20 protein-coding genes and 1 tRNA gene are annotated in these 20,783 nt (G+C 46.9%); 11 read left to right on the forward strand and 10 right to left on the reverse strand.

Annotation, left to right across the window (positions count from 1 at the left end; all coding sequences use genetic code 11):
* Positions 1 to 96: 96 nt before the first annotated feature.
* The 6 genes from RIF36_RS10360 to pncA all read left to right on the forward strand — a co-directional run bounded on the left by RIF36_RS10360 (position 97) and on the right by pncA (position 5,143).
* Positions 97 to 762 carry an ABC transporter ATP-binding protein gene (locus RIF36_RS10360; protein WP_350097811.1) on the forward strand — a complete coding sequence of 222 codons (666 nt, stop codon included), beginning with the start codon at positions 97 to 99 and terminating at the stop codon, positions 760 to 762.
* Positions 759 to 1,649 carry a DMT family transporter gene (locus RIF36_RS10365; RefSeq protein WP_350097813.1) on the forward strand — a complete coding sequence of 297 codons (891 nt, stop codon included), beginning with the start codon at positions 759 to 761 and terminating at the stop codon, positions 1,647 to 1,649. Before RIF36_RS10360 ends, RIF36_RS10365 begins: the two co-directional genes overlap by 4 nt.
* 134 nt (positions 1,650 to 1,783) lie before the next feature.
* Positions 1,784 to 2,194 (forward strand): four helix bundle protein, encoded by a 411-nt coding sequence (locus RIF36_RS10370; protein WP_350128925.1) that lies wholly within the window; start codon positions 1,784 to 1,786, stop codon positions 2,192 to 2,194.
* A 59-nt stretch (positions 2,195 to 2,253) separates the two neighbouring features.
* Complete coding sequence (locus RIF36_RS10375; RefSeq protein WP_350128922.1) at positions 2,254 to 2,997, forward strand: YebC/PmpR family DNA-binding transcriptional regulator; 744 nt, start codon at positions 2,254 to 2,256, stop codon at positions 2,995 to 2,997.
* A gap of 60 nt (positions 2,998 to 3,057) precedes the next feature.
* Positions 3,058 to 4,536, forward strand: a complete 1,479-nt coding sequence (locus tag RIF36_RS10380) for a nicotinate phosphoribosyltransferase (RefSeq protein ID WP_350128919.1) — start codon at positions 3,058 to 3,060, stop codon at positions 4,534 to 4,536.
* Positions 4,529 to 5,143 (forward strand): bifunctional nicotinamidase/pyrazinamidase, encoded by a 615-nt coding sequence (gene pncA / locus RIF36_RS10385; RefSeq protein WP_350128916.1) that lies wholly within the window; start codon positions 4,529 to 4,531, stop codon positions 5,141 to 5,143. Before RIF36_RS10380 ends, pncA begins: the two co-directional genes overlap by 8 nt.
* Before the next feature lie 53 nt (positions 5,144 to 5,196).
* Here pncA and gap read toward each other — a convergent pair whose 3' ends face one another.
* Complete coding sequence (gene gap / locus RIF36_RS10390; RefSeq protein ID WP_350128913.1) at positions 5,197 to 6,204, reverse strand: type I glyceraldehyde-3-phosphate dehydrogenase; 1,008 nt, start codon at positions 6,202 to 6,204, stop codon at positions 5,197 to 5,199.
* A 220-nt stretch (positions 6,205 to 6,424) separates the two neighbouring features.
* On the opposite strand from gap, the gene RIF36_RS10395 reads away from it, so the two are divergent.
* A tRNA-Glu gene (locus RIF36_RS10395) sits at positions 6,425 to 6,496 on the forward strand.
* 67 nt (positions 6,497 to 6,563) lie between these two features.
* Here RIF36_RS10395 and RIF36_RS10400 read toward each other — a convergent pair.
* Positions 6,564 to 7,409, reverse strand: a complete 846-nt coding sequence (locus tag RIF36_RS10400; RefSeq protein WP_350128910.1) for a ThuA domain-containing protein — start codon at positions 7,407 to 7,409, stop codon at positions 6,564 to 6,566.
* Positions 7,410 to 7,433: 24 nt separating this feature from the next.
* Positions 7,434 to 10,817, reverse strand: coding sequence for a ThuA domain-containing protein (locus tag RIF36_RS10405; RefSeq protein WP_350128907.1), 3,384 nt, complete (start codon positions 10,815 to 10,817; stop codon positions 7,434 to 7,436).
* A 146-nt stretch (positions 10,818 to 10,963) separates the two neighbouring features.
* Here RIF36_RS10405 and RIF36_RS10410 point away from each other — a divergent pair, with 146 nt between their 5' ends.
* Entirely contained in the window at positions 10,964 to 11,740 is a 777-nt protein-coding gene (locus tag RIF36_RS10410; protein WP_350128904.1) for an NUDIX hydrolase, read from the forward strand.
* 454 nt (positions 11,741 to 12,194) lie between these two features.
* Here the strand turns inward: RIF36_RS10410 and RIF36_RS10415 are convergent, their stop codons facing one another.
* Positions 12,195 to 12,398, reverse strand: coding sequence for a hypothetical protein (locus tag RIF36_RS10415; RefSeq protein WP_350128901.1), 204 nt, complete (start codon positions 12,396 to 12,398; stop codon positions 12,195 to 12,197).
* Between the two features lie 351 nt (positions 12,399 to 12,749).
* Between RIF36_RS10415 and RIF36_RS10420 the strand changes: the two genes are divergently transcribed.
* Together RIF36_RS10420 and RIF36_RS10425 are read left to right on the forward strand one after the other, a co-directional pair.
* Positions 12,750 to 12,965, forward strand: coding sequence for a hypothetical protein (locus RIF36_RS10420; RefSeq protein ID WP_350128898.1), 216 nt, complete (start codon positions 12,750 to 12,752; stop codon positions 12,963 to 12,965).
* Complete coding sequence (locus RIF36_RS10425) at positions 12,938 to 13,285, forward strand: type II toxin-antitoxin system RelE/ParE family toxin (RefSeq protein ID WP_350128895.1); 348 nt, start codon at positions 12,938 to 12,940, stop codon at positions 13,283 to 13,285. The genes RIF36_RS10420 and RIF36_RS10425 overlap by 28 nt, the downstream gene beginning before the upstream one ends.
* An 83-nt stretch (positions 13,286 to 13,368) precedes the next feature.
* On the opposite strand, the gene RIF36_RS10430 is transcribed toward RIF36_RS10425, so the two are convergent.
* The 6 genes from RIF36_RS10430 to RIF36_RS10455 all read right to left on the reverse strand — a co-directional run bounded on the left by RIF36_RS10430 (position 13,369) and on the right by RIF36_RS10455 (position 20,319).
* Entirely contained in the window at positions 13,369 to 16,590 is a 3,222-nt protein-coding gene (locus RIF36_RS10430; RefSeq protein ID WP_350128893.1) for an error-prone DNA polymerase, read from the reverse strand.
* 112 nt (positions 16,591 to 16,702) lie between these two features.
* Positions 16,703 to 18,202: a Y-family DNA polymerase gene (locus tag RIF36_RS10435; RefSeq protein ID WP_350128890.1), complete on the reverse strand. Its 1,500-nt coding sequence runs from the start codon at positions 18,200 to 18,202 to the stop codon at positions 16,703 to 16,705.
* Positions 18,203 to 18,204: 2 nt separating this feature from the next.
* On the reverse strand, positions 18,205 to 18,936 hold the full coding sequence (locus RIF36_RS10440; RefSeq protein WP_350128887.1) for an ImuA family protein: 732 nt from the start codon (positions 18,934 to 18,936) through the stop codon (positions 18,205 to 18,207).
* Positions 18,937 to 19,072: 136 nt separating this feature from the next.
* On the reverse strand, positions 19,073 to 19,531 hold the full coding sequence (locus RIF36_RS10445; protein ID WP_350128884.1) for a PIN domain-containing protein: 459 nt from the start codon (positions 19,529 to 19,531) through the stop codon (positions 19,073 to 19,075).
* Positions 19,524 to 19,751 carry a UPF0175 family protein gene (locus RIF36_RS10450; protein WP_350070855.1) on the reverse strand — a complete coding sequence of 76 codons (228 nt, stop codon included), beginning with the start codon at positions 19,749 to 19,751 and terminating at the stop codon, positions 19,524 to 19,526. Before RIF36_RS10450 ends, RIF36_RS10445 begins: the two co-directional genes overlap by 8 nt.
* 82 nt (positions 19,752 to 19,833) lie before the next feature.
* The gene (locus RIF36_RS10455) at positions 19,834 to 20,319 is read right to left on the reverse strand and encodes a DinB family protein (RefSeq protein ID WP_350128881.1); all 486 of its coding nucleotides are present in this window, start codon (positions 20,317 to 20,319) and stop codon (positions 19,834 to 19,836) included.
* Between the two features lie 122 nt (positions 20,320 to 20,441).
* Between RIF36_RS10455 and RIF36_RS10460 the strand changes: the two genes are divergently transcribed.
* Positions 20,442 to 20,741 (forward strand): HigA family addiction module antitoxin, encoded by a 300-nt coding sequence (locus tag RIF36_RS10460; protein ID WP_350128878.1) that lies wholly within the window; start codon positions 20,442 to 20,444, stop codon positions 20,739 to 20,741.
* Positions 20,742 to 20,783: the final 42 nt, after the last annotated feature.

Raw genomic sequence — 20,783 nt, forward strand, 5'->3', positions numbered from 1 at the left:
AATTACAAGCTAAAGTTTAATGGTGAAGAGATCGGTAGTTATAAAGCCTTGAGGGAAAGGCAATCTTTCTATATTTGCAGGGCAACAATTTTTTAGATGCTAAAAGCGACAGGAATAAAGAAAAAATACGGCAACCTTGAAGTGTTGAAAGGCATAGACCTTGAAATAGCCAAAGGAGAAGTAGTTTCCATAGTGGGAGCAAGCGGAGCCGGTAAAAGCACTCTTTTGCATATACTTGGTAGTTTGGACAATCCAGACGAAGGCACGATAGAACTGTCGGGTAAAGATGTTTTTAAGTTGAGTTCTACCCAACTGGCATCTTTTCGTAATAAAGAGATTGGCTTTGTCTTCCAGTTTCACAACCTGTTGCCAGAGTTTACAGCGCTGGAGAATGTGTGCATTCCTGGTTACATAGGCGGCAGAAATGATGACGAGGTGGCAAAGCGAGCAAAAGAATTGTTGCAGCTTTTGGGCCTTGGTGCCAGGCTCGACCATAAGCCTTCAGCTCTTTCCGGGGGTGAGCAGCAAAGGACGGCGATTGCCAGGGCGCTGATCAATAGTCCTTCCATTGTTTTTGGCGATGAACCAAGCGGTAACCTTGATTCAAAAAACGCTAATGAGCTTCACAATCTGTTTTTCAAGATAAGGGAAGAGTTGGGGCATACATTTGTCATCGTTACCCACAACGAAGAATTCGCCGCCATGGCCGATCGTACATTGGAAATTCAGGACGGCATGGTGCTTACTGATGCGGGAAAATGAGAAAATGGAAGAGCGTGCCGGCAGGGGTAAGGTATATGCTGCTGGCAACTGTGCTCTTCGCCCTGATGAAGGTGTGCGTGAAGATGATCCCGCAAATTCCTTCCGTTGAAATCATTCTTTTCCGGTCAGTTATATCATTCATCATTTCATTTATTGGCATTAAGGCAGCGGGCATTTCGCCCTGGGGCAATAACAAATCCATGTTGATTCTTCGGGGTGTTTGTGGTTCATTTTCTTTGCTTCTTTACTTTCTTCTGATTCAACAAATACCTCTCGCCACCACCTACACACTTCTTTACCTTGCCCCTGTGTTCACCACCATTCTGGGTATTTACTTCGTCAAGGAAAAAGTGTTCCCCATGCAGTGGGTGTTTTTTGCTCTGTCGATGCTGGGAGTGCTGATGGTTACTGGTTTCGATATCAGGGTAGAGCCTATTCACTTGCTGATAGGTCTGGCGTCGTCGCTCGGTTCTGGCGTGGCATACAACGTTATTCGCAAACTAAAAACCAGTGAGCATCCACTGGTGATCATTCTTTATTTTCCTTTGGTCACTATCCCCATCGCAGGTGTTTATTCCATTTTCATTTGGGAGCAGCCTGTGGGGTGGGAATGGTTCTGGCTCATCATGGTAGGACTGTTTACTCAGTTTGCTCAGTATTTCATGACCCGAGCCTACCAGCACGGCGAGCTGTCTGTTATTTCCAGTCTGAGCTATCTGGGTATTGTATATGGCCTTGGGTTTGGGTTTTTATTTGGCGAAACCTTTAACCTGTTGACCTACATCGGTATGGCTTGTGTTGTGATGGGGGTGGTCAGCAATATTTGGTGGAAGAAAAAAGGAGAGGTGTTGAAGAGGAGGAGATCAATAGTGAAGAGCAGTCAGTGACCAGTAAATAGTAATCAGTGATCTGTAAGCAGTAATCGGTAATCAGTGAGGAGTGATGAAGATCGATGGCTTGATGAAATTATCGGAAGGCAAATAGGTGGCTTTAGTATTGGTGATTTTTTTAGTTTTGCCAAATGGAAAGTAATAAAAGGTATGTTAGAAGCTTCCGGGATTTGGATGTTTACAAGACTTCAATTAAACTCTCTGATGATATTTTTGCTATTACTAAGAGGTTTCCAAAAGAAGAAATTTATTCGCTTACTGATCAAATTAGAAGACCTTCAAGATCCGTCGGAGCACAGATAGCTGAAGCCTGGGGAAAGAGAAGGTATGAAAAGCATTTTATTAGTAAACTTACAGATGCTGATGCCGACCAACTTGAAACCCAGCACTGGATAGAAGTTGATCTGAACTGCCAGTATATATCTGTGGATGAAAGGAATACTCTGATTGATCAGTGCAATTACGTAGGAAAGATGCTCTACTCTATGATAGCTAAATCAAAAATGTTTTGCGGTGGCAGTCAAAACGAAACCGATCACTGAATACCAATCACTGATCACAACTCACTAAATTACTGAACACTAAATACCGATAACTATCAATGTCAGGACATAGTAAGTGGTCAACAATCAAACGGAAGAAAGGAGCTTTGGACGCCAAGCGGGGAAAGATATTTACCAAACTGAACAGGGAAATAACCGTCGCTATCAAAGAAGGTGGCCCTAACCAGGAGGCGAATACCAGGCTGAAGATTGCTATTCAGAACGCTAAAGGGGCTAATATGCCCAAGGATAACATCGATAGGGCGATAAAAAAAGCCTCTGGCGACGATGCTGACAGCTATCAGGAGCTGACCTACGAGGGATACGGCCCGCACGGCATTGCTATATACGTGGAGTGCACCACAGACAACCAGAACCGCACAGTACAAAATGTAAGACACGCTTTTACAAAGCATGGCGGAAGTTTGGGTACCAATGGCTCGCTTGAGTTTCTGTTCGAAAGAAAGGGGAGCTTTCAAGTAGTGAAACCGGAAGGCTTTGACGAGGATGAGTTTACACTGGAAGTGATCGATGGAGGAGCGGAAGACCTGGAGGTGGAGGAGGAGTATGTGACGGTGACTTGTGCATTCGAAGATTTCGGTAAAATGCAGAAGAAGCTTGATGAGATGAATGTGCAGGTGGAGAATGCAGAGCTACAGAGAGTGCCAGCCAACCGCCTAAGCTTGGGGGATGAAGAGTTTGTAAAAGTAATGAAGCTCATCGACGCACTGGAGGATGATGACGATGTGCAGAAGGTATTCCATAACTTTGAAATTACTGAGGCACAAATGGAATTGATTTGAGCTCATTTAATGTTACTTTCGGATAAGGATTGACACTAATAAATCAATCCTTTTTTATTTATGAAGATCACGAAAGACTTGTACAGTGCTTCTATGGCGCTGCTTACCGACCTTTACCAGTTAACGATGGCCTACGGCTATTGGAAGTCTGGTAAAGCCGATCAAAATGCCGTTTTTAATCTGTTTTTCAGAAACAACCCTTTCGGTGGAGGCTATACAGTCGCCTGCGGCTTGGAATATGTCGTCGACTATCTTAACAACTTCCATTTTTCAAAGCAGGATCTCAACTACCTGGCTGAAACGACAGGCAACGACGGGCAACCGCTGTTTGAGCCTGCATTTCTCGAGTATCTGGCCAACCTGAAGTTTACCTGTGATATCGAAGCGGTGCCCGAAGGAACCATTGTTTTTCCGCATGAACCTATGGTGCGGGTGACTGGCTCTATTCTGCAATGCCAGCTCATAGAAACGCCTCTTTTGAACCTTATCAATTTCCAGACACTGGTGGCTACCAAAGCATCCCGCATCTACCAGGCTGCCGGCGGTGATCCCGTCATGGAGTTCGGGCTGAGAAGAGCACAAGGTATCGACGGAGCGCTGGCGGCTAGTCGCTCCGCTTTTATCGGAGGCTGTACTTCCACGAGCAACGTGATGGCTGGTAAGCTCTTCGGAATTCCGGTAAGTGGCACTCATGCTCATAGCTGGGTGATGTCGTTCGATAGTGAGCAGGAGGCTTTTGAAACCTATGCCGAAGCTATGCCCAACAATACGGTACTGTTGGTCGATACCTACGACACGGAGGAAGGCATCCGGCAGGCTATCGCTGTGGGAAAGGTGATGCAGGCCAAAGGTCAGCAGTTGATGGGTATTAGGATAGACAGCGGTGACCTGGCCTATTTCTCGCAAATGGCCAGAGAGATGCTTGACGAAGCCGGCCTGAAGCATGTAAAAGTAGTTGCCAGCAACGATCTGGATGAAAATCTGATCCAGAGTTTGAAGCTGCAGGAGGCAAAAATTGATGTCTGGGGTATCGGTACCAAACTGGTAACTGCCTATGATCAGCCTGCGCTGGGGGCGGTGTACAAGCTGTCGGCTATTGAGAACAACGGCAAGTGGGAGTACAAGCTGAAGCTTTCTGAGCAGACGGTTAAAATGAATAACCCTGGCATACAGCAGGTTAAGAGGTTTAACGATGGCAAGCAGTACGTGGGAGATATGATTTTTGACGTCAACTCCGAGCTAAAGAAAAAGAGCCTCATCATTGACCCGATGGATGCTACAAAGAGAAAAACGTTGAATGAGGAGAAGCTAAGCAGTGAAGACTTGCTGGTGCCGGTTTTTAAAAATGGACGGTGTATATATGACCTTCCGGACATAAGGGGCATCAAACAGCGGCATATTGAGCAGCTTGCTATGCTCGACAGAAGTGTAAAACGCTTTGTGAACCCTCACGTGTATCCGGTTGGGCTTGAAGAGAGCCTTCACAAAGCCAAGACAGAATTAATACTAAAACTTAGAAGATTGACAAACAATGAATAGAGAGGCCTTGATCGTTGTAGACATACAAAACGACTTTCTTCCTGGTGGCGCATTGGCAGTTAATCAAGGTGATGAAATCGTCCCATTTGTAAACGAGCTAATGGATAGCTTTGACCTTGTTGTAGCTACTCAGGACTGGCACCCGGCTGACCACGGCAGCTTTGCTGCCAACCACAAAGGGAAGAAACCCGGTGAGGTGATTGACCTGAACGGGCTGCCTCAGATTATGTGGCCAGTCCATTGCGTGCAGGGGAGTAAAGGAGCAGAGTTTGCTTCAGATTTGGATACTTCCAAATTCAAAAAGGTTTTTCGAAAAGGCACTGACGCCACCATCGACAGCTATAGCGGCTTGTTTGATAACGGAAAAAGGAAGTCAACTGGTCTTGGCGAATACCTGAAAGCGGAAGGAGTAGAAAAAGTCACGGTGGTTGGTCTTGCCGCCGACTACTGCGTGAAGTTCACCGCTTTGGATGCGAAGGAGTTTGGCTTTGAGGTAGTGCTACCAAAGGCAGGTACCAGGGCTGTTAACTTACAGCAAGATGATTTTGAAAAGGCCCTGGAGGAATTGGAGAGGGCAGGGGTGGAGGTGAGAGGAGGTAAGAAGTAATCAGTAAATGGTAATCAGTAAAAAGTAACTGATTACCATTTACTACTCACTGATTACTTAACCGACGCCATGTGAAGCACCAAATCAACCACCCGGTTGCTATAGCCCCACTCGTTGTCGTACCATGATACAACCTTCACGAAGTTAGCGTTCAGCATGATACCTGCGTCAGCATCGAAGATAGATGAACGAGCGTCACCAACGAAGTCAGTACTTACTACTGCATCTTCAGTGTAGCCCATGATGCCTTTCATTGGTCCATCAGCAGCATCTTTCATCGCCTTCTTGATGTCTTCATAAGAAGCACCTTTTTCAAGACGGCAGGTAAGGTCGACTACAGATACGTCAGGTGTAGGAACACGGAAAGACATACCGGTCAATTTACCATTCAATGATGGGATTACTTTGCCTACGGCTTTTGCAGCGCCAGTAGATGATGGGATGATGTTCTGTCCAGCGCCACGTCCGCCTCTCCAGTCTTTCATAGAAGGACCGTCGACAGTTTTCTGTGTTGCAGTGGTAGCGTGTACTGTGGTCATCAGACCTTCCACGATACCAAACTTGTCGTGAAGCACTTTAGCAAGTGGAGCCAGACAGTTAGTGGTACATGAAGCGTTTGAAACGATATTGATATTGCTCTTGTATTCAGTGTGATTTACACCCATAACAAACATAGGGGTATCATCTTTAGAAGGAGCAGACATTACCACCTTCTTGGCACCTGCAGCAATGTGCTTCTCAGCAGTTTCTTTGGTAAGGAAGAGACCAGTAGACTCAACTACATACTCAGCGCTTACTTCATTCCATTTCAAATTGGCAGGATCCCTTTCTGCAGTTACCCGGATCGTTTGACCATTCACAACCAGGTTACCGCCCTTTACCGACACCTCACCCTTGAACAGGCCATGAGTAGAGTCGTACTTGAGCATATATGCCATATAATCTGGTTCGATCAGGTCATTGATTCCTACGATTTCGATCGAGGGGTTGTTGATTGCCGCCCTGAACACCAGGCGACCTATACGACCGAAACCATTGATACCTACTTTTACTTTTGTCATTTTCAAAAAAGTTTATGGTTATTACGAGAGAGTGCAAATCTAACACCCGTACCCACTAAAAACAAAGAAGTTAGCCGTTAAGGTTCAGTAGTTTTTTAATCATTTTTAGAAAATTTTTCCGCAATGCTTTGCAATTAAAATGAGGCCATATATCTTTGCACCACAATTCAGGAAAGGGGTAGCGAATCACGCTTAATTCTTCTTTAATTGTCCCCAAAATGGTCCGTTCGTCTAGGGGTTAGGACGCCAGGTTTTCATCCTGGTAACAGGGGTTCGATTCCCCTACGGACTACAAAAAAGCCGCTGAAAAGCGGCTTTTGTCGTTTGTGACAACTTGCGTCAACAATGGGTTCGCAATGTCATCTCCCAACCGTATTCTCCAGCATCTTCACAAACGTCGGCTGCTGCCAGGCAGTGGCATCGTGACCCATAGAGGTATAGAAGGTTCGGCCATTGCCACTGGCACGCCACCAGGCCACGGGGTGATCTTGTCCCATGCCAAAGTCTTTGTCGGTCATCCATAGCATATTGCCGCTTGGACTGATCGATTCACCATCAATGGAGTAAAGTATATTGAAGCCTTTCTTTCGTGGGTTATCAAGGAACACATACCACTCATCTGTGTGAGTAAACTCAGGTGCCAGACCGGCAGCGAGCAGGCTGTCAGCACCGCCCTCCAGTATCACCTTTGTTTCCTGCAAGTGAGGGTCAAGCGAGTGGTGGGAGAAAGTAGCTCCCATCAGGTTTTCAGTATACCAATCCCAGTGATGCGAATTGTCGCCAGCACCATGGATGCCTATCAGGCTGCCGCCATTGGTAACATAGTCTTCTAAATGCTGCTGCTGTTCGTCGTTCAGCACACGGCCTGTGGAATTGTTGAAGATAACTGCATCGAACTGTGCTAGCTGGTCTGGGTTAAAGACGCCACCCTCCTCTGTGTCGTAGACAAACCAGTTGTTCTTGATTGCTAATCCAGCGAACACCTTCTTGCCAGCTTCAATAGATTCTCCATGCCTGAAGCCAGTGGCCTTGGAGAAGAGAAGCACAGTAGTTTTGTCTGACGGAATGTTGATGTTTGGTGCTTCAGTTTCGTACGACACCGGAAAGCCATTCTTTATTTTGTATATAAAGCCCGCCATGAGCCCACATAGCACGACAACTACTCCAAGCACCGACAAAACGGCTATTTTTAAAAACTTTTTCATGGGTGTAGGGTTAGGATCTTTCTTTTATTTTTGAATAAATTCTATGCTGGCCAGGCCGGCAAATATCTTCGTGGCGTCCGCACATTTGAATGTAAAAACGAGCGTGTGTGAGCCGTCAACCTGGTCGATATCTACCACCATCTCTTTGAAGCCAAGGTCAGTCAGACCTGTCTCGAAGGTACCTGAGCCTATCTTTTGTCCATCAACGCCGTCAATCAACACATTCATTGAGCCGCCTGAGAAATAGGTTGGGGCGACCACCAGGTTTAGCCTCAGCTTGCCTACGCCCGTCAGGTCGACGTCATCATACTGGAGAACAGCATTATCGCTGGGTAAAGTCATGGTCATATCTTTTTCAATCCCAGGCATCATGCCTGCGGTCACATTGAAAGTCATCACATTCTTTTTGCGGCTGAACTTATCACCTCCTATCATGGGATAGGAGAGTGACAGCACCTTAGTAGCCGTCAGTGGCTTCATGCCGTTGGCACCTTTATCGGTATAGGAGGCAGTGAAGATATAGGTGCCTTCTTTTTCAGTCGGCTTATGCTTGTTGAGTGGATAGGAGCCTTTGTAGGGGAGGCCTCCCTTAACAGATTTTCCGTTCAGCGACAGGATATAGGCAATCATTTTCTCTGTGTCGGCATTGCTTAACTGTGGGTGTGGCGACATCATCAAGTCGCCCCAAACGCCGGAGCCACCTTTGATTACCTTCTCCACGAGGTTTTCTACAGCTCCCTGCTGTCCTTCATATTTATTGGCAATGTCAGTGAAAGTTGGGCCCACTGACTTGTCCTTCAGTTGGTGGCAGGCCTTGCAGTCTGAAGCTTCTACCAGCGCCTGGCCTACGAGGTGAGCCGACGCTTCCATATTGGCCTGATGGCCCTGCATCACTTCTGTCAGGTCGTGACCTCTTTCGAGGTAATCAGCCGTGAACGTAACCGACGATGGATCGATGCCCTTGTTGATGGAGCCGTCTTCTGCATCGGTAAGGGATACCTCATAATTGAATGTCGAGTTGCTCCAGTAAAACGACTGATTGCCCGTGAAGTTAATGGCAATTTGTGGCAGGTCATTACCTGCAAGCACTGCCTCTTCGGCACTGGCACTTTCACCCGAAGGGTCAGTCACCACAAGACGTACCTTGTATTCTCCCGGTGTTTTGTATTCGTATTTTGGATTCTTTTCTGCTGACATGCCACCGTCACCAAAGGCCCACGAGTAGGTCAGCTGGTCACCGTCGAAGTCTTTTGAAGCGTCTCCATTGAACGTCACTGTCAAGGGAATAGACCCTATCATTTTGTCAGCTTCAATAACCGCAAGGGGCACCCTGTTGCCCGATGAGTAAGTGATGTGGATCAACCTGGCGTCCATATTTTGCGTGAACCAGTTGGTGCCATACTCCAGGGCGTAGAAATCACCCGTGGGACTAATCACCAGGTCGACCATGTTGTTGAACAACATATTGGGTAGAAAACGCTCCATTCTCACAAAGTCTCCATTGTCATCCAGTGTTACCGCCATCACCCAGCCACGCATCCAATCGTAGGTGAACAGCTTTTTGTCGTAGTACTCAGGCAGTCGCTGGTCTGACTCAGGGTATCGGTCTTTGTAGAAAACAGGGCCTGCCATGGCGTTCCTGCCACCTTCACCTACCAACGGGTACTCGGTGGATTCCGCATAAGGGTAGTAATACAACGGAGGAGTGGCAGGCGGTAAATCCTTCGCTCCGGTATTGTTGGGGGAGGTGTTGGCAGGCTTTTTTGGATCAAACAGCGGGCCGGTCTTGTTGTTGGTGTAGTCGTAGTGATTATAAGGAAAGTTGTTACCAACAAAATAGGGCCAGCCAAAGTTGCCTGCCTTTTTGGCCTGATTGAGCTCGTCATAACCCCTTGAGCCGAAACCAGCGCTGTCTTTTGCTGCGTCGGGCCCCACGTCACCCCAATAGAGGTAGCCATTTTTAGGGTCAATTGATATTCTGAACGGGTTCCGTAATCCCATTACATAAATCTCGGGTCTTCCTTTTGCAGAATCAGTGAAAAGATTGCCATCAGGAATTGAGTAGGTGCCGTCGTCTTCAGGTTTAATGCGTAGTATTTTTCCTCTCAGATCGTTGGTGTTGGCCGACGACTTCTGTGCGTCCCATGGTGACCGGCCTTCGCCTTCGTCAATTGGGCCGTAACCCGTGGCACGGGGGCTGGTATTGTCACCCAGCGACACATAAAGCAACCTGTCGGGGCCAAATTCCACCGAACCGGCCGAGTGGCAACATTCCTGCCGTTGAGTAGGAACTGTCAGTAGCACTTTTTCGGACGCATAATGCAAAGAGTCACCTTCAAAAGTAAAGCGGGAAAGGTGCTGCTTCGGTTCGTCACCCACCGGAGAGTAGAACAGGTAGATCCAATGGTTGCTGGCGTAGTCAGGGTCGATGGCAAATCCTAAAAGGCCATCTTCCAGCTCACTATGTACCGGGAAAATGGTGACAAGCTTCACACTATCTGCTCCTTTTTTGAATAGCTTAATAGCCCCTTTTCGCTCTATGAAGAGGATATCTTTATTGGGGAAAATATCGAGTTCCATTGGCTCATTTAAGTTGAAAGCAAACACATTTTTCTGGAACCTGTTTTCCTCCGGAGCTACTCTCGAATTATTGTAATCAACAGGTGTGCCTGGGCCGGCTGCATACTGGATGCCGCCCCAAAGCATTTGAATGAAGTCCTTGTCGATCCACGCCTCATCAGTATGTCCCAGGCCTGTGTACCACGACCGGCCCCCGTCGAAGTCACGGTACCAGGTGATGGGGTGGCTTTCTCCGTTGGTGCCTCCTTCGTACGACAGTTCATCGAGGTTCAACAATATGTTGATATCTGACTTGATCTCTTTGTAATTATACCACTCATCGGTGCGGGGCCAGCTTTCGGGCAGGTGCTGTATGGAAAGGTGCGTTTTGTTCACCACCTTTACCACTGCATCTCTCACATTTGGATTGTTAGGGTGGCCGTTGAAATAAGCTCCAACCAGCTCGCCATACCAGGGCCAGTCATATTCAGTGTCGGCTGCGGCATGGATGCCTACAAATCCGCCACCCGCCTGTATCCAGCGGTTCATTTCCAGCTGCTGGGCGTCGTTGAGCACGTCGCCTGTGGTGTGCAAAAACACGATCACATTGTAATGCTGCAGGTTGGCTTCATTGAAGTCTTCGCTGTTTTCAGTGGTGTCGACCAGGAAGCCGTGCTCCTTACCGAGGGCCATTATTGCAGCCTTGCCGGCGGGTATGGATTCATGTCGAAACTCGGCGGTTTTGGAAAACACCAGTACTTTGATGTCTCGGGTATCCCGGGTAAAATAAAAGTAAGCGGCGGCGGCAAGCACGACCAGTGCGATTAGGATGATGTAGCGTTTTTTCATAATGAAAACTAATAATTAAAGCCGATAGGTATGAAGACCCGATCAGCTTTTTTGTTACATTTGTTAAAATCTAATAAATAAAGATAACTGCTTTATTGTTAACATTTATTAAAATTTAATAAATAAATTTTGCTCTGCTAAAAACTATGGACGGCTTGCAGGAAATAAGACATTTTTTGGAGAAGGGGTACCAGGACTACCGGTCTAATGTGTCGGTGGATTGCACTATTTTCGGTTACCACGAAGGCAAGCTTCAGGTGCTGCTGCTTAAAAACAAGCTGTTGTCTCAATGGAGCCTTCCGGGCGGCTATGTGAAGCATGCCGAAAACCTGGATGAAGCTGCCGCCAGGGTAACGGCAGAAAGAACCGGCATCCAAAATCTTTTTTTGAAGCAGTTCAAGGCGTTCGGAAACCCTGACAGAAACAGGCTGGACGGTTTTGACCCAGAGAAGCTCTATGAGATGACGGGCGTCCGGCTGAACGAAGACAGCTGGCTGGCTGGACAGGCTGTCACCATCGGATTTTATGCCATTACCGACATTGTTCATGCCCAGCCCAAAGCCGACATATTTTCGAGTGAAAGCCAATGGTTTTCTATCGACGAGTTGCCCCGCATGGCTTTCGACCACAACGAGATCGTGCGGGAGGCGCTCTTCAACATGCGGATACACCTGTATCATTTCCCGATAGGAAAAAACCTTTTGCAGCAAATGTTTACCCTGAAGGAGATCAGGCTTTTTTATGAGGTAATGTCGGGCAAGACCCTCAATGCGTCCAATTTCCCCAACAAGCTGATTTCTATCGGCCTGATCAAAAAGACCGATGAAAAGCTAAAGATCGGGGCTCATCGCTCACCCACCTTCTACACCTTCAACGACGAGGTGTATGAAAAGGCGCTGGAGGAGGGGGTGGTGTTGGTGTAGGTAAGAAAAACTTCTATGCTCTGACGCTGAGCAGATGCAGTTGAGGGTAAGTGTTGACTTTGGTGCGTTCAATTTCTGCTGACTAAGCATCACATTTTTTGCCGGATCATAGATCCTACGATAGAGGTTCTGGGTTGCAAATCCGGAACAACCAGGTATCAGGTTAAACGTCTTAAAAGCTTTTAAATCACTTTATGGAAACTTTTTGTAGATATCCTTTCGATGAGCGATTGTTGTTATAAGAGCTACTCTCTTGTCAATAGAAAACCCTAGCCTATAATCACCTATTCTAATCCTATAAGCGCTTTAATGCCCCTTCATTTTTTTAGCGCTGGGTATCTGGCTGATAGTCTTTGCTTCCATTATTTCTTTGATGGCACCAGCAACTCCTTTTTTGATATATTGTCAGGAATTCCTTTAAGCTGCTTTTCAAATGATTTGCTAAACTCCAGATTCACTCCAACCCAAGTTTGTTAAGAACTTTGGTTTTGTCAGCAAGTCCACTTTGCTTGTCTTCTTCCATCATTGAAAGTAACACTTTGTCTTCCTGTTCTTCCAGGTCAATAAAGGAAATCCCCTCAATTTTGAGGGTCTTTATGAGTTCTAAAAGCTGCCTTGCACCGGGTAAAGAATCGTTTATTTCTATAAAGTGTCGCATAGTGTAAAAATGCCAAAAATTGATCAGGTCGGTTCTTCTTGCTTCAATTGATGTGTCAGACTGGCGTATAACAGGGTAAGTTTACTGAATAGTTGAAGTGTCACTTCCATAGACGGATTATGAGCCTTATTCTTTCTCCATCACTTAAAATTTCTCCCCTCCGGAAAAATCTTCCCTTGTACCATTTCTCGCTTTTGTTTCTGAGAATCAGATTTTTAAATATCCCCAGACATGACGAAATGGAGTCACCAACATTCTTTTTTCAGAAATTCACAGTTCTATTGGTTATGGCGATGATAAACTGAATGCAAAATGGTAGTTTTACAATAGGTCATAAGAGAACCACACATCATGAAAGCAGAAACGCTTAAATTAGGTCTTATTGAACGTGTGATGCAAGTGCAAAAAAAATCTACTTTGGAGCGCATGGATCAGTTGATCACACAAGCAGAGATGGAGACCAGGGCGCAAGAATCTCTTGAAGCAATAAGCAAAGGAAATGTATTGTCTTTAGATGAGTTTAGCCAGAAAAATAAGGAATGGGCGAAGGAAAACTATACAAAATAGTCATCGCCAGACCTGCCACTATCCGTTATCAGGAGCATGTTTTATCCTACTTGTACGATAACTTTACTTTTGAGCGGGCTAGTAGAATTGATGAAAATATCATAAAGACTGCCAGTACATTATCCAGTAAACCCGCCAGAGGCCGAAGAGAGAAATACCTCCTTGGGGCTGAAGAAGATTTTAGATTTATACTTTATAAGGAAACCAGGTATTTCGAGATAAAGATCATCTACTACATCAAAGAGAAAGAGTCGACAGTTTATGTCACGGACTTTTTCCCAACCAGGATGGATCCACAGCGGATAATCGACAATCAATAAGTAAACTTGTCTGACAGGCATTTGAATTTGATTTTCTCATGGTCTCCTGAAAGGAACTCTGAGGCAAGCCTATTCTTTCTCCACTATCTAAAATTCCTCCCCTCAGGAAAGATTTTCCCCTGCACCACTTCTTGCTTTGGCGCTGGCTTTATTTGCGAATACGGAACCGTCGTTTCATCAGAACGGGACATCGGCTTCAACGACAATTCTTGCTTTTGTCTTGCCGTTAGCTGCTGTAGTATTCCTGAAAGATTGAAAAGTCGTTTGGCAATCACATGAATTACTTCACCTTCTTTCTGTAGCTGGCCTTCCACCATTAGCAACTTCGATTGAATGATTTCTTTTCTATACTTATCGAAAAGCTTTTTGAATACCACCAGATTGGCTATGCCAGTTTCGTCCTCAATGGTAATAAAGCAAATGCCGCTGGCCGTGCCGGGTCGCTGACGTACCAATACCAACCCTGCTACTTTTACCAAATCACGGTCCTTTGCGCCGGAGAGGTCACGGTTGGGGGTAATGCCCAATCGTTTGAGTTGTTCCCGTAGAAAGCTGACTGGGTGAGCTTTAATGGAAAGAGAAGTGGAGGCGTAGTCCTGTATTACATGTTCGGACAGTTGCATTTCAGGAAGGTCAACCTTTTGCTCGTGCTCATTTTGTTGTTGTGCGGAGAACAAAGCTTTGTGTAGGTGATCTTTGGTAGAAACTTCCCACAATGCGTGTCGCCGGTTCAGCCCAATGGATCGGAAAGCATCGGCATCGGCCAGCCGTTCCAGGGCGCTTTCTGAGAGGCCTAGCTCCCGTAGTTCGTGCACGCTGGTGTAAGCTTGTTCCCGGCCAGCCGCCAGGAGCTGGATGTCTTCCTCTTTCAGCCCTTTTACCTGTCGAAAACCAAGCCTTAAAGCACAAAATTTACCTTCTTTTTCTTCCAGTGCATAGTCCCATTCCGAATGATTAATATCGAGCGGCTTCACTTTAACGCCATGATTTCTCGCATCGGTGACTAATTGCGCAGGTTGGTAAAACCCCATTGGCAAGCTATTGAGAATGGCGCAGGCAAACACATCGGGGTAGTAGCATTTGAGCCATGAAGAAACATAAACCAGTAATGCAAAGCTCACTGCGTGACTTTCAGGGAAGCCATAGCTGCCGAAGCCCTCGAGCTGCTTGAATACACGTTCAGCATATTCTTTCGTATACCCTTTAGCTGTCATTCCATTGACCAGCTTGTCGTGGAAATACGACACTTTGCCCTTTGCTTTAAACGTAGCCATACTTCTCCGTAGCTCATCCGCTTCGGCAGGGGTAAAGCCAGCGGCTACAATGGCAATGCTCATTGCCTGCTCCTGAAAGAGGGGTACTCCAAGCGTTCGTCCAAGGATTTCTTTGAGCTCTTCGGATGGGTAGTCCACTTTCTCCTCACCGTTGCGCCTGCGCAGATAAGGGTGCACCATATCACCCTGAATAGGCCCAGGACGAACGATAGCCACTTCTATCACCAGGTCATAAAAGCACCTGGGTTTGAGTCTGGGTAACATCGACATCTGTGCACGACTTTCGATCTGAAACACACCGATTGTATCGGCATGGCAAATCATATCATACACTTTAGGGTCATCCTGCGGGATATTGGCCAGGGTAAAGTCTTTGTCATAATGTCTTTTTGCCAGGTCGAAAGCTTTACGGATACAGGTAAGCATACCAAGGGCCAGTACGTCGATTTTAAGAAAGCCAAGTGCCTCAATATCGTCTTTGTTCCACTCAATATTGGTGCGGTCTTCCATACGGGCATTAAGCACCGGACAAAGGTCAGATAGTCTGCCTTCCGTGATCACAAATCCACCCGTATGCTGCCCCAGCTGCCTTGGGAAGCTGATATATTGCTGGGTAAGCTCGAGTACTTTTCTAATAGTCGGGTCATCGGGGTTGATACCCTGACTGATGATGCGGTTTTTGTCGAAGCCTTCGTCTTTGAAGTCCCAAATCAGGCTGGAAAGGCGTGTGATGGTGTCCACAGAAAGCCCCATCACCTTGCCTACATCACGAATGGCTCCTTTGTGGTGCAACTGGGTAACCGTAGCCACGACGGCAGCTCTGTCCCGGCCGTATTTATTGTAAATATACTGCATCACTTCCTCCCGTCGTTCGTGTTCAAAGTCTACATCGATATCTGGCGGCTCATTGCGGGCGGCGGAGATGAATCGCTCGAAAAGCAGGTTGAACTTGGAGGGATCTACCGAAGTAATGCCCAGGCAGTAGCAGACGGTGGAGTTGGCGGCAGACCCTCTTCCCTGGCAGAGGATGTGTTGCTCTCTGGCATAGCGCACGATATCGTAAACTGTGAGGAAATACTCTGCGTAATTCATCTGGTCAATGAATTTCAGCTCATAGTCAATATTGCCTTTTACCTCAGCAGGTACACCCTCGGGGTACCTGTTTTGCGCTCCTTTCCATGTCAGATAAATAAGCTCTTCCTGGGGAGTGCGTCCTTCGCTGGTGATTTCTTTTGGATACCTGTATTTTAGTTGATCCAGGGAAAACTGACACTTCCCGGCAATCGCCTGGCTTTGCTGAATGGCTTCCGGGTAGGCCCGGAACAGCCGCTGCATTTCATCCGCTGGTTTCAGGTAACGTTCGGCATTGGGGTGAAGGCGAAAGCCAGCCTCCTGAATGGTGCATTTTTCTCGGGTGCAGGTCACCACATCCTGCAATTCCCTTCTGGTGGGGTGGTGGTAATGCACATCGTTAGTGGCAACTAATGAGATGCCAAGTCTTTGTGAAAGCTGATTGAGGCGGTGAAGCAGTTTGAGATCGTTGCCATCGTAGGGCCTGCTGGCGGCAAGGTGGAGCCGGGCACCAAAGATTTCCCTGTATTCCTCTAGTTGTGATTTAAAAACCGAGTCAAAATCAAACGACTCGTTCAATTGTAAAGGAGGGATGGCCACTAATTCAATTCCATCAGCATGTTCGTAAACATCGGCCTTGTACAGCTCGCACTTACCCTTTTCTGTGCGGAGGTTGCCTTTGGTAAGCAGGCCTGACAAGCGGGCATAGGCATCGATATCAGTGGGGAAAGCCAGCAAGCTGGGGCCATCCTTTAAGTCGAGACGGCATGCAGGGATGATGCGAATAGCAAGACCTCTGGTGGCGGTGTGGGCCCGAACGATGCCAGCCAGGGTGTTGCGGTCGGTGATGGCAATAGCAGAATAGCCATAGGCTGCTGCCTGTGTCACCAGCTCTTCCGGGTGCGAGGCTCCCCGTAGAAAACTGAAATTGGAGGTGACTTGTAGCTCGGTGTAGGGCACGTTAAGATTTTACATATTTTTCAAAACACTTTTCGTGATCTTAAGGGAAGCTTCCGAACCCTCTGGCTCCCTTTAGGATCGGGGTTAAACAGAGGATTCAGCAGCTCTCATTTCAAGCAAAAAAGCCATGCACATACCACTGAAAACTTTCGTCATCATAGTGCCCGGATCGAAACAGCCAAAACCTGTGCCCTTCTTTGTCCTCTACCCTATAGTAGTCTCGGTGTTGACCTTGCTGAAGCCACCATTCTTGCTCAATGCGTTCCGGACCATCGGCCCGGGCTACTTCATGCACTTTGCCTTTATAGCGGAAAAGCATGGGAGGATAATCAGGAATTGGCGCACTGACCTCAATTTTTTCCGGTCTGCTCAATAGCTGGAGAGGCCGTAACTTATCCACCCGCCAAAGTGTGCTGACTTTTTCCTGCAAGGAGATAGCAGGCCTGAATGACCTTTCGGGCCAGTAATGCTCGTCGGGTAAATAACGGCGCACCGCAGCAGAACCAAATTTGCCGGCCAGCTTATCCACCAGCTCCGACAGCCGCATATCGTCCAGCCCACCAGTTTCTTCCCACAACTGTTCTTGTTCAGGCAGAAGTTCTTCTACCTTAGGAGCTTCCAGAATGAATAGCTCAATGCCCAATGCTGGCTCCAGCGTCGATATTTTCACCTCAAAGAGCTTAAAAAGATGATCGACATGATGGGTTGGCCTGCTGGTGCCAATATCTAGTTGCACCACCTTACCATCTACCCGGTAGCCTTTGAATACTGCCGTTCTTAGCCCTTTCTGCTCCTGTCTTAGCCGGTGGCAGAGGGTTTCCAATAGTCGCTCCAGTGCGATCTCTATGCCTTTAGCAGTAACGATAGGCTCCATACATGGCAGTCGTTCCTGGTAGGGCTCTACAGGCTGTATAGGCTCCATCTTTTCCTCTATGGCACCGGTTGCCTGGTCGATACGCAGCAGCATTTGTGCCCCAAAACGCCTTCGCAGAGTGGCACGTGGCATGCTTATGAATTGATGCAGCTGATGTAAACCCAGCTTGTGTAGTCTTTCAAGGGCTTCAGGCTCCAGCCGGAGAGCCTCAGGAGGTAAGTCCATAAGTACTCCATGGTGTTCCCCACTTTCTATGATACCCGGCCCACGACTGTACCTGGCGATACCCCATGCTGCTCCGATGGTGTCAGCCATGGCCGCCCGCACCCGGTAGCCATGGGTTTCAAGCTTCTGCTCAATGTCAGTTAGATAATTTGCGTCACCTCCCCAAAGATGGGAGCATCCTGAGGCATCAAGCAGAAGCCCGTCGGGTGGGTCAATAGCCACAATGGGAGCATAGCGAATGCTCCATTCGCCCAGGCGCCTGAGTAGTTTGAGTGTAAGTTCCGGTCGGTCATCCAGTGCTACCACAGAAGGTACTGCGGCTCTGGCATCGGCAAGCACCATGCCATCACTGATGCCTTTGGCCCTGGCCATCGGATTCGAAGCTGAAATCACCATTCTCCCATGGGAAGGTGTGCGCAAAACGAACGGCATCTTTCTCAGCTCTGGCCGACGGAGGGAGAACCAGTCCGTGGAAAGGTAACGGAACCATATAGAAACAAATCTCTTGCCCATGGTCACCCTGCTTTTCGTTCTTCCAGTTCAAAACGGTGTAGCACTTTCTCAGTTACTGTTTTTAGCTGGCCTTCCATCCATTTTACATCCCAGGCACCCGGCTTGCCATTTCGCACCCGCTGCAACTCCACTCTCCATTGTGGGTATCCCACACCGGGAAGGTCGTCAACAACCTCGCCGGGCAGAGAGGCTATTTTCCAGCGGGATACACAAGCTGTTGTTGTTAATTTTTGACTATAAGGCCGGATCACAAAACCAGTGACGCAGCTTTCTTCTACTGCGAGCTGCAACCTGCGGGAGGAGGTGAAGTCAAGGGTGGGCATTTCACCTACGACAGCGGCAACGGAAGTACATTTCAAACCTTCTTCCACCGCCCACCACACATCCTTTTCTTTCTTCAGGTCAATAAAGATGAACCTTTCAGGAGAGATTCCGAAGGTCTTCAGGGCAGGCGGGAAGAGTGCTCGGGAAGTGCTAATCCATAAAGCTATTCCATTAGCACCTGTAACATTGCTCAGGAGAGAAGCTACAAAACCGCTGGTCGCTGCAATGTCTTCTTCACCTGCAGGAAGAAATTCGTGGATAGCTCCCAAAGGGAAGACACCATGAGGGAATGCCGCATCCATTAGCCCCAGGTTCAGTCGGGCGGTGGTATTCCCCGGCGACTTGAACCCCTGTAGCCGGAGAATGTCGGATTGTAAAGAGGAAAGTATGTCAGCCCTGCTCTGTTGCATGGAGTCTCATTTGCTTATAAAAGCTAATTATTTTAGTTTTCAAACATACTAAAAACCAATATAATTAGCAATTAGCTAATGCGTTTCCATGTATATTAATGTTTGGAGTTTTGCAGAGCTAGTGAAGTGAGTTTTGTTACTGTTCTCCAGCTTCCTTTAAAGCTTCTTCAATGAGGCTGTCAGAAAGCCGAAAGGCACTCTTTTTCAATAATTCCAACAAAGGCTTAATAGTTGAAATGATGCCTTTTTTCTTTGCTTTAATAATCACTCCAAGAGTTCCCGTTATCTCCAGTCCTAGTTTTTCCGCCGCAAGCCTGCCTTTGTAGTCATCCAGGATTATAAGGTTTGCATCTATTTCTAATGCCAGCGTAATAGCGCTGGCTTCACCCTTGTCTACCTGAAACTCAAGCATTTGTTGCTTTTGTTTGTCAGACACAGCTAATATATTGATCCAGGGAGGAAGCTTCTCGCCAAACTCAGCTTCTACTTCTTCAGAGGAATAAATTTGCCCGTAAAGCTTTTGGAGGATTTCTAACTTACCAATATTTGATAGAGCAATAAAACAACTTGTATCAGATACGACTACTTTAGGCATTTTTCACATCCCTTGACAGGTCAGAGGGAGGGTAGTTGAAAAGAGAAACATTGTACTTGCCCAACATTTCGGCAAAAGCTCTTTTTGATATACCAACCAATTCAGCTGCTTGACCTAGAGAAAGCTTTCCTTCTTCGTACAATTTAGAGGCAAGAGTCATTGCTACCTCCTTTTCATCGAGGTTAACAAAGTCAGGGATGTTGATCACCAGCTGTTTCATATATCAAATTTAATCTTTTCCTCACCTTTTCCAATGACTGATCCAAGAGCCTCCCAAGGGGGGCTCAGGAATAGTTGAAGGATTATCCTCTCGGTTTCAAAAATGCCAGCTGCCCTAAATGGTTGGCTAAGTGAGCTGTCCGGTTCATCACCAGGTTTAGCTTGTTTCTGTGTGGTTCTTTGGCAAAATCTTCTTCAGTCACAGCCGTATGTCTGGTAAACCAATCGTCGGCTGAAAACTTTTCAAATGCTGTGGAAAGCGCTGAGTTTATTTTATTCCAGGCTGCTCTTAATTCTGGAATAGGTGTCTTCTGACCTGACTTATCCGGGGTTCTTACATAGGGCTCATAGAGTTCGGGATAGAGCTTTTCTCCGATACTTAACAGTGGAAGCATATTGTCATGCACGGCTGCGAGGTGGCCAAGCAGGTAAGTGCCGGTATTTCTGCCTGGAGCTACTTCTGAGGCAATTTGTTCGTCGCTCAGGCTATCAAAAAGTTTGTTAGTGCGTTCAATTTGAATATTCCAGGCGTCCAGGGCCATTTTGATAAAAAGTTCTTGTTGGTTCATGGGGATGTATGGTTTTGTACGGAGTAAAAGTTGATGAATGATAAGGAAGAAGAGGGGGTGAAAAGTTCGGAGCCTCAAGATTATTAATAAATTTGAAACTGATTGACAAAGAAGTGTCAGGTATGAAAACAATTAACAATATTCACCCAGGTGAAATCTTGCAACTGGAATTTCTTGAGCCAATGGGGCTCACGGCTTACCGCCTGGCGAAAGAAATAGGTGTTCAGCAAACGAGAATTAGCCAGATTATGGGTGGTAAGAGGTCAATTACCGCAGACACTGCCATTCGTCTAAGTAGATTTTTTGGCACCACAGAAGAGTTCTGGATGAATTTGCAGCGAGAGTATGATTTAAGGAAGGAGCATGCCGAGAAACAGTCGGAGTTTGATAAGATTCAGAAGTTCGAATTCCACGAAGTTTAGAGAGACACGGACAAATAAACACTACACCCCTCATGAAAAAAA

The sequence above is a fragment of the Imperialibacter sp. genome, from assembly GCF_040222815.1.
Classification (GTDB): Bacteria; Bacteroidota; Bacteroidia; order Cytophagales; family Cyclobacteriaceae; genus Imperialibacter.

What these genes read in the sequence shown, in the direction of transcription:
- RIF36_RS10360 (WP_350097811.1), top strand. Translation starts at nt 97, where the DNA reads ATGCTAAAAGCGACAGGAATAAAGAAAAAATACGGCAACCTTGAAGTG.
- RIF36_RS10365 (WP_350097813.1), top strand. Translation starts at nt 759, where the DNA reads ATGAGAAAATGGAAGAGCGTGCCGGCAGGGGTAAGGTATATGCTGCTG.
- RIF36_RS10370 (WP_350128925.1), top strand. Translation starts at nt 1,784, where the DNA reads ATGGAAAGTAATAAAAGGTATGTTAGAAGCTTCCGGGATTTGGATGTT.
- RIF36_RS10375 (WP_350128922.1), top strand. Translation starts at nt 2,254, where the DNA reads ATGTCAGGACATAGTAAGTGGTCAACAATCAAACGGAAGAAAGGAGCT.
- RIF36_RS10380 (WP_350128919.1), top strand. Translation starts at nt 3,058, where the DNA reads ATGAAGATCACGAAAGACTTGTACAGTGCTTCTATGGCGCTGCTTACC.
- pncA (WP_350128916.1), top strand. Translation starts at nt 4,529, where the DNA reads ATGAATAGAGAGGCCTTGATCGTTGTAGACATACAAAACGACTTTCTT.
- gap (WP_350128913.1), bottom strand. Translation starts at nt 6,204, where the DNA reads ATGACAAAAGTAAAAGTAGGTATCAATGGTTTCGGTCGTATAGGTCGC.
- RIF36_RS10400 (WP_350128910.1), bottom strand. Translation starts at nt 7,409, where the DNA reads ATGAAAAAGTTTTTAAAAATAGCCGTTTTGTCGGTGCTTGGAGTAGTT.
- RIF36_RS10405 (WP_350128907.1), bottom strand. Translation starts at nt 10,817, where the DNA reads ATGAAAAAACGCTACATCATCCTAATCGCACTGGTCGTGCTTGCCGCC.
- RIF36_RS10410 (WP_350128904.1), top strand. Translation starts at nt 10,964, where the DNA reads ATGGACGGCTTGCAGGAAATAAGACATTTTTTGGAGAAGGGGTACCAG.
- RIF36_RS10415 (WP_350128901.1), bottom strand. Translation starts at nt 12,398, where the DNA reads ATGCGACACTTTATAGAAATAAACGATTCTTTACCCGGTGCAAGGCAG.
- RIF36_RS10420 (WP_350128898.1), top strand. Translation starts at nt 12,750, where the DNA reads ATGAAAGCAGAAACGCTTAAATTAGGTCTTATTGAACGTGTGATGCAA.
- RIF36_RS10425 (WP_350128895.1), top strand. Translation starts at nt 12,938, where the DNA reads ATGGGCGAAGGAAAACTATACAAAATAGTCATCGCCAGACCTGCCACT.
- RIF36_RS10435 (WP_350128890.1), bottom strand. Translation starts at nt 18,202, where the DNA reads ATGGGCAAGAGATTTGTTTCTATATGGTTCCGTTACCTTTCCACGGAC.
- RIF36_RS10440 (WP_350128887.1), bottom strand. Translation starts at nt 18,936, where the DNA reads ATGCAACAGAGCAGGGCTGACATACTTTCCTCTTTACAATCCGACATT.
- RIF36_RS10445 (WP_350128884.1), bottom strand. Translation starts at nt 19,531, where the DNA reads ATGCCTAAAGTAGTCGTATCTGATACAAGTTGTTTTATTGCTCTATCA.
- RIF36_RS10450 (WP_350070855.1), bottom strand. Translation starts at nt 19,751, where the DNA reads ATGAAACAGCTGGTGATCAACATCCCTGACTTTGTTAACCTCGATGAA.
- RIF36_RS10455 (WP_350128881.1), bottom strand. Translation starts at nt 20,319, where the DNA reads ATGAACCAACAAGAACTTTTTATCAAAATGGCCCTGGACGCCTGGAAT.
- RIF36_RS10460 (WP_350128878.1), top strand. Translation starts at nt 20,442, where the DNA reads ATGAAAACAATTAACAATATTCACCCAGGTGAAATCTTGCAACTGGAA.